Here is a 15282-nt window from a genome sequence, read left to right on the forward strand (position 1 = left end):
AGTGCTCAAGCTCCGGCGTTGATGCTGATGACGACGCGCTGCTCGGACAGATTGGCCTCGAAGCCCGAGCCGTGCCGCAGCCAGGACGGAAACAGGATCAGGTCGCCCGGTGCCAGCTTGAACTTGGCCATCTCCATGTTGAATTCGGTGTGCTGTTCGGCACCGACAAAGCCGATCAGCGGATTGGGGTTGTCGAAATGCAGCTGACTGCTGTTCTCGTCGCTGGCGATGCACAGCGCCGCCGACACGCGCGAGTCGGGATGGGTGTGGTGCTTGAGCAGGCTGCCCGGGCGCTGCACGTTGAACCAGGAGTTCGTCAGCCTTGCGCCGTCGAAGCCCAGCTCCTGGGCATAAGCGTCCATCAGCCGCGCCAGACCCTGCGTCATGCCCTTCAGATTGGCGTGGGCCTCTTCCAGCTGCGTGACGACCTGGGCGCGCCGGTCGAAGGACGACAGGGCGTCGCCCAGCAGGGCTTCGTGGCGCTGGGTGTCGAGCTGCAGGCAATGCGCCAGGATGGTGGCGAGCTGGTCAGGGCTGAGCACCTCGGTGTAGCGGTGCACGAGGGTGGGGAAGAGCTTCCAGGCTTGTTTCTGCATGAGGGCGGTATCGCGGTTCGCGTCGATTCTGCGGTGGGCGCCCAACCCTCCGGCCGCGTGTTTTTCCCCCTGTGCAAGCCCTAGCATCCAAGCCATGCGTACCTTCTTCTTCGCCCTGCTGTTCTCCTTCGCCTCGGCGGCCACTTGTGCCGCACCCCTGCCGCCCGCCGCGCGCGCCGAGGTCGATGCGCTGCTGGGGCGCCTGCAATCCTCCGGCTGCGAGTTCAACCGCAATGGCAGCTGGTATGCCGGCGCCGAGGCCAAGGCTCACCTGCTGAAGAAGCTGGACTATCTGGAAGGCAAGGACCTGGTGAAGACGGCCGAGCAGTTCATCGAGAAGGGCGCGTCCGCCAGCAGCACCAGCGGCAAGGCCTATCTGGTGCGCTGCGCCGGCAAGGCGCCGGTGGAGAGCGCGCAGTGGCTGAAGGCGGAGCTGCAGCAGCTGCGGGCGGCGCGCTGATGCCATGAGCCGCCTGCGCCGCGCCGAGCTGGCCGTCGCCGCGCTGTTGACGGCCGTCCTGCTGCTCGACTTCCTTTTCCCCCTGCCCACGCCCGCCAGCGACTCCCCCACGCTGACCGTCCTCGCTGCCGACGGCAGCCCGCTGCGCGACTGGCCCGGCGATGACGGCGCGCAGCGCCACCCGACGACGCCCGAGGCGGTGTCGGCGAACTACACCGAGGCCCTGCTGCACTACGAGGATCGCTGGTTCCGCTGGCATCCGGGCGTCAACCCGGTGGCCCTGGTGCGCGCGGCCTGGCAGTGGGCGCGGCATGGGCGCATCGTGTCGGGCGGGTCGACGCTGACCATGCAGGTCGCGCGCCTGGTGGACGACAAGGCCGCCGGCCGCAGCGTGCCGGCCAAACTGCGCCAGATCGTCCGCGCCCTGCAACTGGAACTGCACTTCAGCAAGCACGAGATCCTGTCGCTCTATCTCAACCTCGCACCCATGGGCGGCCCGCTCGAGGGCGTGGAGACGGCCAGCCGCGCCTATCTCGGCAAGGGCGCGGCCGACCTGTCCAAGGCCGAAGCGGCCCTGCTTGCCGCGCTGCCCCAGTCGCCGACGCGGCTGCGCCCCGACCGTGCGGTCGCCGCTGCGCAGACGGCGCGTGACAAGGTGCTGACGCGCATGCAGGCGCTCGGCGTGTGGAGCGCCGCCGATGTGGCGGATGCCAAGCTGGAGCGCGTCTTCGCCCCGCCGCTGCGCGCGCGCTGGCTGGCGCCCCTCGCGGCCGAGCGCGTGCGCCAGGAGGCGAAGCGCAAGGGCGGGGCGCCCGCCGTCATCCAGACCACGCTGGACGCCGGCCTGCAGGCGCGGCTGGAGCAACTGCTGACGGACAGGCTCAACAGCCTGCCCGATGCGGTGTCCCTGGCCGCCCTCGTCGTCGACAACCGCACGCTGGAAGTGCGCGGCTATGTCGGCTCGGCGGATTTCAACGACGCGCGCCGTGGCGCCCATGTGGACATGGTGCGCGCCAAGCGCTCGCCCGGCTCCACGCTCAAGCCCTTCCTCTACGGCATGGCCCTGGACGAGGGGCTGATCCATTCCGAGAGCCTGCTCATCGACGCGCCGCAGAACTTCGGCGGCTATGCGCCGGGCAATTTCCAGGCCGATTTCTCGGGCCCGGTCAGCGTGGCTGAGGCCCTGCAGCGCTCGCTGAATGTGCCGGCCGTCGACCTGCTGGATCGCCTCGGCCCCGAACGCTTCGCCGGCCGGCTGCGCCATGCCGGGTTGAGGCTGCGCATGCCGGCCAATGCTTCGCCCAACTTGAGCCTCATCCTCGGCGGCGGCAGCACGACGCTGGAGGAGCTGGTCGGCGCCTACACGGCCCTGGCTCGCGACGGCATCGCCGCCCGGCCGCGCTTGACGGCCGATGAACCGCTGAAGGAGGCACGGCTGATGAGCGCAGGTGCCGCCTACATCGTGCGCGAGATCCTGGAGAACGGCGGCAGGCCCGGCTCGCCGTTTCGCGAGAGCGGCCAGCGCGTGGCCTGGAAGACGGGCACGTCCTTTGGCTTTCGCGATGCCTGGGCCCTGGGCGTGACCGACCGCTACACCTTCGGCGTGTGGATTGGCCGGCCCGACGGCACGCCCAACCCCGGCCACTTCGGCGCCAACTCGGCCGCGCCGCTGCTGCGCGACCTGGCCGCCGCGCTGGGCCCGGCCGAGGCGCGGCAGCAGCTGGCACCGCGCCGCAAGCCCGACAACGTGACCGCCGTGACCGTCTGCTGGCCGCTGGGCCTGGCGGAGTCGGCTACCGAGCCGGCCTTGTGCCTGCAGCGCCGCACCGCCTGGACGCTGGACGGCGCCGTGCCGCCGACCCTGCCCGACCGGCTGCGCCCCGGCCCCTTGGCCGAGCCCGTCTGGGTGGCCGGTGGCCAGCGAGTGCAGCCGTCCTGCGCGGCCGCTGCCGAGCGCTTCGAGGCCGTGCGCTGGCCGGCCCTGCTCGGCCCCTTCCTCGACGCCGAGCAGCGTCACCCGATGGAGCGCCTGCCCTGGCGGGCCGACTGCGCGGGCAGCCAACCCGTGGCGAACCGGCTGCGCGTCGTCGGCCTGGAGCCGGGCACGGTGCTGCGTCCCACGCCCGGTCAGCGCGAGGTGGTGGTCAAGCTGCAGGCCATCGGCGCCCAGCAGGGCGCGACCTGGCTGCTGGACGGGCAATGGATGGCCGACAGCCCCAAGGCCGCGGCGGCCCAGACGCTGCGCATCGAACGGGCCGGCAACCACCGCCTCACTGTCATGGATGGCCAGGGTCGCTGGGCCAAGGTGGACTTTTCTCTGGCCCAATAGCGGGCATGCACGTCAATCTTCAAGCGCTGGCGGAGCGCATCACCGAGCTCGAGATCAAGGCCAGCTTCGCCGAGGACACGGTGGAGCAGCTCAACCAGGTCATCGTGCGCCAGCAGGAGCAGATCGACCGCCTGATCCGCGAGCTCGTCGAGTTGCGCAACCGCGCCACCGCGGCCGAACCGGGCGAGGCGCGCAGCCTGCGCGACGAACTCCCTCCCCACTATTGAAGGGAACCAGCGGCGGCGGCGCGTCACCAAAGTGGCCTAGGAGATGCCATGACGACACCGAAGCTGGAATTGGCGGATGCGCCGCACTACACCCGCGTGCTCAAAGAAGAGCTGAAGAACAGCGAAGGCGCGGTGGTGCCGCTGCGCTACATCTACGACCGCAGTGACAAGCAGCCCGCGCTCATCTTTGTCGGCCCGGTTGGCCCCGGCATGGTCACCTTGCTGAAGAAGGCAGACTCGGGCATCAAGGTGCTCAGCGGCTTCATCGCTCAGACCGACGACGAGATCCTGTTCTCGATGGGCAGCCAGATGACGGACAGGTTCCTCAAGGAGGAGCTCGCCGCCATCCCGCTGCGCACCCCGGTGTCGCGCGTGGCCAGCGTGCAGGAAGCGCTGGACCTGAAGGCCGGCAAGGTGCCCGCACCCAAGGCGGTCAAGCCGGCCCCCGCCGTCAAGGCCCCGGCACCCGACGAAGGCGTGCTGCTGGACAAGGCCGAAAAGGCGTTCGCCGCCATGAAGTCGCGCGTGGCCGTCGCGCTCAAGACGGGCGCGGACAACCACAAGAAGCGCCTGGCCGAGGCGGTCAGGGAGTACAGCGAGCTGGTCAAGGCAAAGTCCGGCAAGGAAGCGCTGGTGACGGTGGTGAGCATCGGCAAGGTGCTGGCCCACATCGAGGGCGCCAGCCCGCTGCTGGACCGGGTCGGGGCGCTGGAAGAGCAGCGCGACAAGTTCAAGAACCCGGCGCTGCATCCCAAGCACCTCAGCGAGATCGACGGCGCCTTCGAAGCCGTGCGCCGCGAGATGTCCAAGGACAGCTTCGACGAGGCGCTGCTGACCCGCAAGCTCGACGCCGTCGAGAAGCTGCTGGACGACGCCTTCGACTGCGCGAAGATATTCCGCGACGAGAAGGCCGAGAACGAGGCGCTGACGCGCGAGATCGACCAGAAGGACCGCAGCCCCATCGGCCGGTCCGAGCTGCAGGTGCTGGCCCTGCAGGACAAGGTCATCAAGGCCCTGCAGGACAAGGCTCCGAAAACCGTGCTGGTCGCTGACCGCTACGAGCCGTTCACGCAGCTCATCACCGAGCAGAACAAGCTGCTGACTGCCCTGCGCAAGGCGCTCAAGCCCAAGACGGCAGTCGACCTCAGCACGGTGGCCGGGCGCAAGTCGGTCTATGCCTACAACGACGCATCGACCTGGGTGATGAATCCGGTCGACTACAAGAACGGCACGTCGAGCTCCAGCATGACGTCGCAGCAGCTCGCGCTGCTCCAGCAGGGGCAGCTCAAGTCCAACACGACGGCGGGCGGGTCGGTGCTCAAGGTGGGTTTCGAGGGCCACACCCACATCAACGGCGGCAGTGGCGGCCTGGCCTTCGTCTACGAGCTGGACGTGGCGCAATACAAGGTCACCCCCATCGTCGTGGACACCGCCAGCTCGCGCGGCAACGGCAAGGACAAGAACAAATACGCCTGGGACACCGGCGGCGCGCTCGACTACTTCCCACCCAACGCCAAATACTGAGCCCGGACCGAGGACAGGACCTGCGGCCTGTCCGACGCCTGGCGAAGGACGGGCCGCCTGCCAGCGGACCGGCATGAGCCCGGACCGAGGCCCGCTCTCAGGGCTCCCCCTCCCAGTAATCCAGCCCCGCCTCGCGCCGCTGCAGCAGGCGCAGTCCCGGCGCGAAGGCGCCCACCTTGCCCGAATCCGGGTAGACGCAGATCTCCGGCTCCTTCTGGTTGCTGATGCTGAGGTAGTGCAGCGGCGCGTCCGACGTGTTGATGATGTGATGCGGATACTCAGGCCCGGCCGGGATGTTGATGGTGTCGCCGGCGCGGATGGGCACCAGCTCGCCGGCCACGCGCAGCGTGCCCTCGCCCTGCAGGATGATGAACATCTCCTCTTCGGCGTAGTGGTAGTGGTAGGGGCAGCCCATCTGGCCCGGGGCCAGGATGTCGAAGCTGGCGCCGAGCTGCCGGGCGGCGGTGCCCTTGGACAGGGAGGCGCTCTCGGTGTCGTAGCGCGGCGCGCGCACGAAGCGCTCGCGCGGCGCTTCCTTGAAATTGCGGATCAGGGTCTGACGCAGTTCGGCGGGGGTGGGCATCGGGATCTCCGTGAAGCTCCTGGGACAATGGCGGCTGAATGAATCCGCCCCTGCATCTTCCAAGCCCGACCGACGATCTGCAATCCGCAGCCCACCAGGTCCTGTCAGCAGTTTTCGGCTACACCGCCTTCCGTGGGCAGCAGGCCGAGATCGTCGAGCAGGTGGCCGCCGGTGGCGACGCCCTGGTGCTGATGCCCACGGGCGGCGGCAAGAGCCTGTGCTACCAGGTGCCCGCCATCCTGCGCCACACCCGCCAGCAGGGCGTGGCCATCGTCGTCAGCCCGCTGATCGCGCTGATGCACGACCAGGTCGGCGCGCTGGAGGAGGCCGGCGTGCACGCCGCCTTCCTGAACTCCAGCCTGACCGGCGAGGAGGCCAGCCGCGTCGAGCGCGAGATGATGAGCGGGCGCCTGACCCTGCTCTATGTCGCGCCCGAGAGGCTGACGACGGCGCGTTTCCTGGCCCAGCTGGCCTCGCTGGACGAACGCGGCCTGCTGTCGATGTTCGCCATCGACGAGGCCCATTGCGTCAGCCAGTGGGGGCACGACTTCCGCTCGGAGTATCTGCAGCTGTCCCTGCTGCACGAGCGCTTCCCGGCGGTGCCGCGCATCGCGCTGACGGCCACGGCCGACGAGCTGACACGGCGCGACATCATCGAGAGGCTGCAGCTGCAGGACGCCCGCGTCTTCATCAGCAGCTTCGACCGGCCCAACATCCGCTACCTGATCGCCGAGAAGAGCGCCTCGCCGCGCGAGCAGCTGCTGCGCTTCATCCGCGACGAGCATGAGGGCGAGGCCGGCATCGTCTACTGCCAGAGCCGCAAGAAGGTGGACGAGACGGCGGTGTGGCTGGAGAGCGAGGGCATGAAGGCCCTTCCGTATCACGCCGGCCTGGACGCCGACGTGCGCCGCCGCCACCAGGACCGCTTCCTGCGCGAGGACGATCTCATCATGGTGGCCACCATCGCCTTCGGCATGGGCATCGACAAGCCCGATGTGCGCTTCGTCGCCCACCTGGACCTGCCCAAGAACATCGAGGCCTACTACCAGGAGACCGGCCGTGCCGGCCGCGACGGCGCGGCGGCCGAGGCCTGGATGACCTATGGCCTGGCCGACGTCGTCAACCAGCGCCGCATGATTGACGAGAGCCCGGCGGACGAGGTCTTCAAGCAGGGCCAGCGCGGCAAGCTGGACGCGCTGCTGGCCCTGGCCGAGGCGACGGATTGCCGGCGTGTGCGCCTGCTGAACTACTTCGGCGAGGAGGCTGAGCCTTGCGGCAACTGCGACAACTGCCTGAACCCGCCCCAGACCTGGGACGGCACCGAGGCGGCGCGCAAGCTGCTCTCCTGCATCTACCGCTTCCACCAGCGCGGCGAGCGTTTCGGCGCCGGCCATCTGATCGACGTGCTGCGCGGCAAGGTGACGGACAAGACCCGGCAGTACGGCCATGACCAGCTGTCCACCTGGGCCTGCGGCGCCGACCTGTCCGAGCAGCAATGGCGGGCGGTGCTGCGCCAGCTGATCTCGCTGGGCCATGTGGCCGCCGAGGGCGAGTTCAGCACGCTGGCCCTGCAGGACAGTGCGCGGGCGGTGCTCAAGGGCGAGGTGGAGTTGCGCCTGCGCGAGGCCGAGGAGAAGAAGCCGCGCAGCAGGTCCAAGACCTCGCGGGGCGGTGCGCGACCCAAGGCCGATCCGGCGCTGGGCCTGGATGCCGAAGGGCAGGAGCGCTTCGAGGCGCTGAAGGCCTGGCGCTCCGAGGTGGCCAAGGAGCATGGCCTGCCGGCTTATGTGATCTTCCAGAACACGACGCTGGCGGAAATGGCCCGGATCCTGCCGGGCGACCTCGCCGAGCTGGGCGAGATCAGTGGTGTGGGGGCGAAGAAGCTCGAGGCCTATGGCCGCGAGATCCTTCGCGTTCTGGGCCGCTGATTCAGCGGACCGCGGCCGTCAGCTCCGCGCTGGCCACTTGCGTGGTGTCCGGCGTGCGGCGGCCTTCGATGACGACGCGGGGCAGCTGAGCCACGACGGTTTCGGCGGCGCGCGTGCCTTCGATGACGACGCGCTCCAGCTTGACGATCTCGGGCGCGTCAGCCGGCGCGGTGATGGTCATCCAGGTGGCGCCGGTCAGGGCGACCAGGGCGACGAGGACGGCGGCGCTGACGGCTTGCAGGCGGGTGCGGGCGGCGGTGGTGGTGCTGATGCGGTTCATGGCTTACTTCTTTCTCTCTGGTGTGCCGCCAGTGTGTTCTGGAGAGCTCTTGCGATCTAAGGGTTTGCGATAGGTTGCGGCTTTTCGCGGATGAAATGCGTCCGGCGTGGATCAGCGGAGCCGTCGTCAGGAAGGCGCGCATGGGCCTGCGTTCCGTCCTTAGATCTGAGGGCGCGCCCTGACCCCACGGTCGCGCGGTACCGGGATACTCCTTCCCTAAAAGCTAGGGAGAAAAGTCATGGCACGGGGCAACGACGTCCAGCTCGGTGGTATCACCGACCTGAATCTGCTGGCCGACATCAAGCGCGGCTTTGTCGACGCGCTGGAGGTCCTCACCTATGTGGACCGCCTGCGCAAGGTGCTGAAGACGCTGAACGGCCTGCGCCTGGGTTCGCGCGAATCCAGCTCCCCCGCCTCGCCCTATACCGACATCGTCGCCCGCTGGCGCATCGTCCATTCCTTCCGCTGGAGCATCGTCGACGGCAAGGACGGCGCCCCGGACCGGCTGCTGCTGAGCGTCAACTTCGACGGCGGCTGGGAGCCCTATATGCGCGTCATCTGGGATCAGCTCGGCTCGACGCTGGACTTGATGCTCTGCCACACCGAGGGCTATACGCTGTCGCGCAACTGCAGCTTCGAGACCTATGCGCGCTGGGTGCGCGAGCACGAGATCTCGGCCGACTTCCTCTTCATCGAATCCGGCCGCAGCGTCGGTGACACCGAGTACCTGGCCAGGCTCGAGGCGGCCCAGCGCGGCCGCGCCAACGAGCTGGAGTTCAACCGCCTGCGCGCCCCGGCCTCCGGCGAGACGCCGCCCCTGCCGAGCGGCGACAAGGAGCGCTTCGCCATGGCCGCGCGCGGCCTGCCGCCGCTGGCGGGCCTGTACACGCTGCAGCGCTTCTTCGGTGCCGAGGCGCCTGACCGCGACTGCCTGCTGCGCGCGGCACACGACGTGCTGTTCGAGCTGCGCGAGCTGAACACCGCCGAGCAGTTCCCCAACGATGGCGGCAAGACCGCCGGCGGCCAGCTGCGCCTGCGCCATCACGAGATGCTGGCCTGGTTCGAGCAGCCCCTGCCCGAGCCCGAGGTGCAGGCGCGCGAGCTGTCGCTGAAGCCCGGCGACCTGCAATGCTGCGTGCTGACCAAGCCGCCCGGCAACCGTGGCGGCCTGGTGATGCTGCGCGTGGCCCAGCCGACGCAGGCGGTGGCCTGGCTCAGCACGGCGCCCGTGCAGCGTGACAACCAGGATGGCGAGGCGCTGGGCGTCTGGCGCCAGGTCGCGCTGACGCTGAGCGGCCTCAAGGCTCTGGGCGTGCCCGCTTCGCGCCTGGAGCGCTTCCCCCAGGCCTTCAAGGAGGGCATGGCCGCCCGCGCCGGCCTGCTGGGCGACGTACGCCACAACCACCCGGCCCACTGGGTGCTGGCGCCTCATGTCAACGGCATCGACCGCATCGCTCCCGCGGACGCCCATGTCCTGGTGCAGCTGCGCTTCGCGGCCGCCGAGCCGGGCGAGAACTTCACGGCGGCCGACGACAAGCGCTTGAAGGAACTGGCCCAGGAGCTGACCTTGGGCACCGGCCTGGCGCTGATGGCCATCGAGCCCATGCGCAGCAATGCCGCCGACAAGGAGCATTTCGGCTTCAAGGACGGCATCAGCCAGCCCGTGCTGGGCGGCGAGGCGACCGGCACGGCCTGGGACGACCGCGTCAAGACCGGCGAGGTGCTGCAGGGCTTCCCGACCGAGCGCGACAAGGGCTATGCCGTGCCCGAGCGGCCCGACGCCCTGCTGGATCGCAGCAGCTTCCTGGTGGTGCGCAAGCTGCGCCAGTACACCGGCCGCTTCGCCAAACGCACTTACCAGGAGGCCAAGAAGATCGGCCTGGACCATGCCCTGGTGCTGGCCAAGCTGATGGGCCGCTGGCAGGACGGCCGCGCGCTGGCGGCGTCTGGCACCAGCGGCAACGACTTCAATTTCTCCAAGGATGCCCAGGGCTCGGCCTGCCCCTTCCACTCCCACATCCGCCGCACCAACCCGCGCGACCTGGCCGGCACGGCCTTCTCCAGGAGCCGCATGCCGCGCATCCTGCGCCGCGGCATGAGCTATGGCGCGCCGGTCCACCCCGACGCCCCCGACGACGAGGACCGCGGCCTGGTCTTCATGGCCTACAACGCCCACCTGGCCGAGCAGTTCGAGGTCGTACAGCGCTGGGTGGCCGGCGGCAATGCCAGCGGCGGCTATTCGGCCCAGAGCGACCCGCTGCTGGGCGTCGTCGACGGCAGCGGCGGTCCGCGCCTGTTTCCCTTCGAGGTCGACGGCCAGCCTCACCAGATCGACCTCGGCCCCGACCCCTTCGTCACGCTGCAATGGGGGGCGTACTTTTTCGTGCCTTCCATCGCCGCGCTGAAGGGCCTGCCGGGCCTGGTCGAGTTGCCCCTGCCGCTGCCGCCCGCTGTCGCCCTGCCCGAGCGCGTGCCCGACTTGCAGGACAAGGCCGCCATGCAGCTCTGGCTGGAAGACACCACCAGCCGCGACGCCGCCTGGGCCTGGGTGCGCGCCCAGCCCGGCGGCGTGGTCGACACGGCCTATGGCGTGCTGGTGGGCGCGGCCGAGCGCGTCTGCGAGGTGCTGCGCAACGCCCCCGACCGCTACTCCAACAGCGGCTATGGCGAGCGCATGCACGACTCCATTGGCGTGGGCTACCTCGGCCAGGACGACGACAGCGGCCACCTCGACCTGGCCCCCGTCATCAATGCCGCCATCGAGGCCTACAGCGAGGCCCAGTGCTATGCCACGGCCTACCAGGTCGCCAAGGCTGGCCTGATGCAGTTGAAGAAGGAAGCCCGCACGCTGCTGGACGCCTTCCCGGCTTCACAGAAGCCGAAGGACCTGCCCACCGACACGCCGCTGGACTTCGAGCGCCTCAGCGAGGGCGTGTTGGCCGCGCTGTGCAAGATCTGGTTCGGCCAGCCCGACGGCCGCCACATCTGGGGCACCGAGTTCCATGCCGAGGCGCCCGCCCAGGGTGTGGCCGCGCGCTGCCCGCGCGACCTCTTCAAGGTCTCGCGCCATGTCTTCGGCCCCTACCCGACCGATGCGGTCAAAGCCGAGGGACGCGCTGCCGGCCGCCGCTTCACGGCCGCCGTCGAGGCCTGGCTGGCCGACCCCGGCGTGCAGCTGCCGCCGCTTGCCGCAAAGATCATTGCCGCCGCCAAGGCGTTGCCAGATGCCACGCCCGACCTGCCCGCGCGCACGCTGGCCGGCATCATGCTCGGCTTCCCGCCCACCACGCATGCCAACCTCGTGACCGTGCTGGCCGCCTGGGTGCAGACGCGCAAGCTGTGGGAGTTGCAGCCGCAGTGGAACCAGGTCCGGCCCGAGACGCAGGACGCCCCGCCTCCTTACGCCGAGGCCGTGGCCTGCCTGCGCCCGGCCCTGGTGGCGACGCTGAACGTGCGCCCGACGCCCTTCCAGATCTGGCGCAAGGCCAAGGTGGCTCACCGCCTCGGCCAGGTGGATGTCGAACCGGGCCGCGTCGTCGTCGTCGGCCTGGGTTCGGCGACTCAGCAGGACCCGCAGCGCCACCACGTCGCCTTCGGCGGCGACCGCGCCGACCCCAACGGCCCGCCGCCGCATGCCTGCTCGGGCTATGGCATGGGCATGGGCGTCATGCTGGGCGTCATCGCGGCGGTGCTGGATGCCGGGGTGCTGCGCTATACGGGGGCGCAGACGGTGGTGGCGATGGGGGTTTGAGTTTGCAGAGACCTTCGGCGTCCCTGGTGCTCGCGCCACAGAACGCGGAGTTGTCGAGCCTCATGCGGCGGGCATGGGATGGCGCGCAGGCCTCGTCGCAGCATCCAATCCAACCATGAAAACACTCTACGAAGCCGCCAACGCCATCGAAGCCCACATGCTGGTCGACCTGCTGAAGCAGGAGGGCATCACCGCGCAGATCCAGGGCGAGGCGCTGCAGGGCGCGATGGGGGAAGTGCCCATGTCTGGCCTGGTGCGCCTGCTGGTGAATGAAGAAGACCACGCGGCAGCCCGGGCCATCATCGAGCGCTGGGAGAAGACCGAGGTTGCAACGACGCCCAGGCCACAGGCCACATCCCGGTCATCCGGCCTGCGGGGCTTGCTGCTCGGGCTGGCGCTCGGCGTGGGCGCCACCTATGCCGTGTACCGGGCCCCCACGTCGATCGACGGCGTCGATCACAACCGCGACGGCGTGCTCGACGAGAAGTGGACCTATGCGCCCAGCGGCATGCCGCTCAAGTGGGAGGCGGACAGGAATCTCGATGGCAAGGTCGACTACGTCGCACACCACAACGCGAGGGGCATCGTCGAATCCGCTGAGTCGGACGACAACTTCGACGGCGTTTTCGAAACCAAGCAGGGCATGCGCAACGGCAGTGTCGAAGTCGCCGAGACCGACACCGATGGGGACAGCTTCCTCGATCTCCGAAGCCTCTACGTCCACGGTGTGATCGCCACCACGGAGTACATCAACCCTGCCACGGGCCGGCCGCTGCGGGTCGAGCACTTCAAGCTGGGCGTGCTGCAGTTTGCGGATGTCGATACGGACAAGGATGGCGGGCTGGATCTGAGGATCAAGTACACCCCGTTGGCCGAGGTGGCCTCCCGGGAACCGCGGCCCAAATAGAGGAGAAAGATGTTCAGCCGCTTCTTCAAGAAAAAGCCGCCGGAGCCGGCCGGTCAGTTCGTGATGGCGAAGCTCAACGCCCGATTGCAGCCCATGCATCGCGGAGAGTTCTTTGAAGATCCGCTCGATGCGGTCTTGAAGGAGCACCGCCACGGCGAAGTGAGCGGCGGTGGAACGATGCAGGCGGTCAGCGGCGAGATCGAGTACTGCGATCTGGAGATCCTGATGCCCGCCGCGACACCCGAGGCCTTGGCCCTTGTCGTCACGACGCTGGAGAAGCTGGGCGCACCCAAGGGCTCGAAGCTGACGGTGGAAAGCACCGACGAGAGCCGCTTCTTTGGTTCAGCCGAAGGCCTGGCCGTCTATCTCAACGGCACCGATCTGCCGGAAGAGACCTATCGCGACTGCGATTCCAACCATGTCTACGCCGAGTTCGACCGGTTGCTCGAAGGCGAGGGCCGGGTGTTGAGCTGGTGGCAGGGGCCGACCGAGACGGCCTTCTATCTGTACGGCTCTTCCTTCGAGGAGATGAAGAGGCGCCTGGCGGATTTCCTGGCGACCTACCCGCTGTGCGCGCGAAGCCGCGTGGTGCAGATCGCCTGAAGGGCAATCCCGAAAGACATCGTCCATGCCCAAGCTCGACGTCTCCCAATGGCAGGACCATCCCGCCAAGACGAATCGCCTGACCGGCCAGAGCAACGGCCCTTTCAGCGAGCTGGTGCTGGGCGATCAGGCCAAGCTGTCGCAATTCGGCGTGCACCTCGAGCGGCTGCCGCCCGGCTCCCGCTCTTCGTTCCGGCACTGGCACGAGACCGAGGATGAGCTGGTCTATGTGCTGGACGGAGAGGTGGTGCTGATCGAAGACGAGGAGTCGGTGCTGCGTACCGGTGACGCCGCCGCCTGGAAGGCCGGCGTGGCCATCGCGCATTGCCTGGAGAACCGGTCGGCGCAGCCGGCCACGGTGCTGATGGTGGGCACGCGCGCGTCCGCCGGCGTCGTGCACTACCCGGACCATGGCCTCGTCATGCGCCATGACGAGAACGGGCACAAGTTCTTCCGAGCCGACGGCTCACCCGTGCCCGAGCCTCAGGACTGACGAGCCGGCGCCGCGCCGGCCCGCCGCAGCGTCAGCAGCTGACCTTGGCGTAGTTGGTCCCCGCTCCCGCCGCCGCCGGCAGCTTCTGCTTCACGCAGGACGGCGCCTGCAGCGAGTAGCTGTAGGGAATGCCGAGCGGGAAGTTGGCCGTCGTGACCCAGTCCGTCGCATCCCGCGACGGTGAGGAGCCGCTGGCCACCCAGGTGATGCCATAGGTGGCGAAGTCGGCCGGGCTGGCGATGTTGTTGCTGCGCAGCTGCCAGTAGCCGATGGAAGAGCTGTCGCGCGAGGTCACCGGGTTCTGGGCGTTCTCGAACCAGTTGCCCTCGATCAGCGAATAGCCGCCCATGCGGATGTTGGCGCCCGAGGTCTTCACGCCGCTGTAGAGGTTGTTGTACAGGTGGGTGTAGCCGGCGCGCTGCAGCGGCAGGCGCGAGGTCACGTCCTTGTAGTAGTTGTGGTGGAAGGTGATGAAGCGGTCGCTGGCGTCGCTGTCGCTGGAGCCGATCAGGCCGACCTTCTGGTGGTCGTGGATGTGGTTGTAGGAGTAGGTGATGTGGTGGGCGCCGGCCTTGCTGTCGATCAGGCCGTCGAACTCCAGGTCGCCCGCGCCGCTGCATTCCTTGGTGCTGCTGAACAGGGTGTTGTGGTCGACCCAGATATAGCCCGGCGTGCCGCCGCTCTGGCCTTCGATGCCGATGGCGTCGATGGAGCCGGGCAGCAGGCCGATGGTCATGTTGCGGATGATGATGTTCTGCGCGTTGGCCTTGACGGCCAGGCCGAAGTTGGCCGACGAGCCGTTGGCACCTTCGATGGTCACATTGCTCTTGTTCTTGACCTCGACGATCGTGCCGGCCGGCTTCTGCCACTGGGCGCAGGAGTCGGTGATGGAGCCGAAGTCGAAGGTGCCGGTGTAGCGCAGCACCAGGCCGGAGCTGCCGTCATAGGCATTGATGGCCGCCTGCATGGCCGCGGCGGTGCTGACCGTCACCGGCGTCTTGCTGCCGCCGCCCGTCACGGTGCCAGCATAGCCGCCGCTGGCGCCGGCCGGGGCGGGCGCGGGTGTCGGTGCTGGCGCCGGGGCAGGCGTGGGTGCCGGTGTCGGTGCGGGCGTTGGAGCCGGGGTGGGTGCAGGTGTCGGTGCGGGAGTCGGTGCGGGTGTGGGCGCCGGGCTCGCCACCGGGCCGAGCGCGCATTTCTTGGTGATGCCGGGGTTGGGGTCGGAGCCGAAGGTGGCCGTCGTGCAGGCGATGTTGCCGCTCAGGTTCTTGATGACCCATTTGTCCTTGATGCCATAGGACACGGCGCGGGTGCTGGTGCCGACCTTGCAGGTCTCGCCCTCGTCGGCGCATTTGGAATAGCCCGAGGGCCAGTCGACGGCCTGGGCGGCCGAGGCGGCCAGAACGAGGGACAGGGCCGTGCCGGCAGTGCGCACGACGGGCAGGGGCGGGGGCGTCAGCTTCTTGGTGATCATGTTGATTTGTCTCCGGGTCGTTGTGGGGGCGCGCGTTTTCCGTCCGGATGCGCGCAGCTCGCCGTCACGACGGCCGGGAGGGGCCGCCGCGAAGGCTGTGGGGGCAAGGGAAGCAGGAAAACCGGTG

General features: G+C 68.9%; 13 protein-coding genes. 9 read left to right on the forward strand and 4 right to left on the reverse strand.

Features of this window, described 5'->3' with window-relative positions:
- Positions 1-5 precede the first annotated feature (5 nt).
- Positions 6-596 carry a putative 2OG-Fe(II) oxygenase gene (locus tag AC07OY_RS13785; RefSeq protein ID WP_495043160.1) on the reverse strand — a complete coding sequence of 197 codons (591 nt, stop codon included), beginning with the start codon at positions 594-596 and terminating at the stop codon, positions 6-8.
- Between the two features lie 94 nt (positions 597-690).
- On the opposite strand from AC07OY_RS13785, the gene AC07OY_RS13790 reads away from it, so the two are divergent.
- The 4 genes from AC07OY_RS13790 to AC07OY_RS13805 are packed head-to-tail and all read left to right on the forward strand — an operon-like array spanning position 691 to position 5136.
- Positions 691-1056: a YfeK family protein gene (locus AC07OY_RS13790; RefSeq protein ID WP_495043161.1), complete on the forward strand. Its 366-nt coding sequence runs from the start codon at positions 691-693 to the stop codon at positions 1054-1056.
- Between the two features lie 4 nt (positions 1057-1060).
- The gene (pbpC, locus tag AC07OY_RS13795; protein WP_495043162.1) at positions 1061-3385 is read left to right on the forward strand and encodes a penicillin-binding protein 1C; all 2325 of its coding nucleotides are present in this window, start codon (positions 1061-1063) and stop codon (positions 3383-3385) included.
- Between the two features lie 5 nt (positions 3386-3390).
- Positions 3391-3612 (forward strand): SlyX family protein, encoded by a 222-nt coding sequence (locus AC07OY_RS13800; protein ID WP_495043163.1) that lies wholly within the window; start codon positions 3391-3393, stop codon positions 3610-3612.
- 48 nt (positions 3613-3660) lie between these two features.
- Positions 3661-5136: a hypothetical protein gene (locus AC07OY_RS13805; RefSeq protein ID WP_495043164.1), complete on the forward strand. Its 1476-nt coding sequence runs from the start codon at positions 3661-3663 to the stop codon at positions 5134-5136.
- Positions 5137-5233: 97 nt separating this feature from the next.
- Here the strand turns inward: AC07OY_RS13805 and AC07OY_RS13810 are convergent, their stop codons facing one another.
- Positions 5234-5719 carry a cupin domain-containing protein gene (locus AC07OY_RS13810; RefSeq protein ID WP_495043165.1) on the reverse strand — a complete coding sequence of 162 codons (486 nt, stop codon included), beginning with the start codon at positions 5717-5719 and terminating at the stop codon, positions 5234-5236.
- 38 nt (positions 5720-5757) lie between these two features.
- Between AC07OY_RS13810 and recQ the strand changes: the two genes are divergently transcribed.
- Positions 5758-7647 carry a DNA helicase RecQ gene (gene recQ, locus AC07OY_RS13815; protein ID WP_495043166.1) on the forward strand — a complete coding sequence of 630 codons (1890 nt, stop codon included), beginning with the start codon at positions 5758-5760 and terminating at the stop codon, positions 7645-7647.
- 1 nt (position 7648) lies between these two features.
- Here the strand turns inward: recQ and AC07OY_RS13820 are convergent, their stop codons facing one another.
- Complete coding sequence (locus AC07OY_RS13820; protein ID WP_495043167.1) at positions 7649-7927, reverse strand: hypothetical protein; 279 nt, start codon at positions 7925-7927, stop codon at positions 7649-7651.
- Between the two features lie 238 nt (positions 7928-8165).
- Here AC07OY_RS13820 and AC07OY_RS13825 point away from each other — a divergent pair, with 238 nt between their 5' ends.
- The 4 genes from AC07OY_RS13825 to AC07OY_RS13840 all read left to right on the forward strand — a co-directional run bounded on the left by AC07OY_RS13825 (position 8166) and on the right by AC07OY_RS13840 (position 13681).
- Complete coding sequence (locus AC07OY_RS13825) at positions 8166-11678, forward strand: Dyp-type peroxidase (protein WP_495043168.1); 3513 nt, start codon at positions 8166-8168, stop codon at positions 11676-11678.
- Between the two features lie 115 nt (positions 11679-11793).
- Positions 11794-12585, forward strand: coding sequence for a putative signal transducing protein (locus tag AC07OY_RS13830; protein ID WP_495043169.1), 792 nt, complete (start codon positions 11794-11796; stop codon positions 12583-12585).
- Between the two features lie 9 nt (positions 12586-12594).
- On the forward strand, positions 12595-13188 hold the full coding sequence (locus AC07OY_RS13835; RefSeq protein ID WP_495043170.1) for a hypothetical protein: 594 nt from the start codon (positions 12595-12597) through the stop codon (positions 13186-13188).
- A gap of 25 nt (positions 13189-13213) precedes the next feature.
- Positions 13214-13681 (forward strand): cupin domain-containing protein, encoded by a 468-nt coding sequence (locus AC07OY_RS13840; RefSeq protein WP_495043171.1) that lies wholly within the window; start codon positions 13214-13216, stop codon positions 13679-13681.
- A gap of 31 nt (positions 13682-13712) precedes the next feature.
- Here the strand turns inward: AC07OY_RS13840 and AC07OY_RS13845 are convergent, their stop codons facing one another.
- Positions 13713-15155, reverse strand: coding sequence for a pectate lyase family protein (locus tag AC07OY_RS13845; RefSeq protein WP_495043172.1), 1443 nt, complete (start codon positions 15153-15155; stop codon positions 13713-13715).
- Positions 15156-15282 lie beyond the last annotated feature (127 nt).

The organism is Roseateles sp. GW821-FHT09H10, assembly GCF_059415865.1.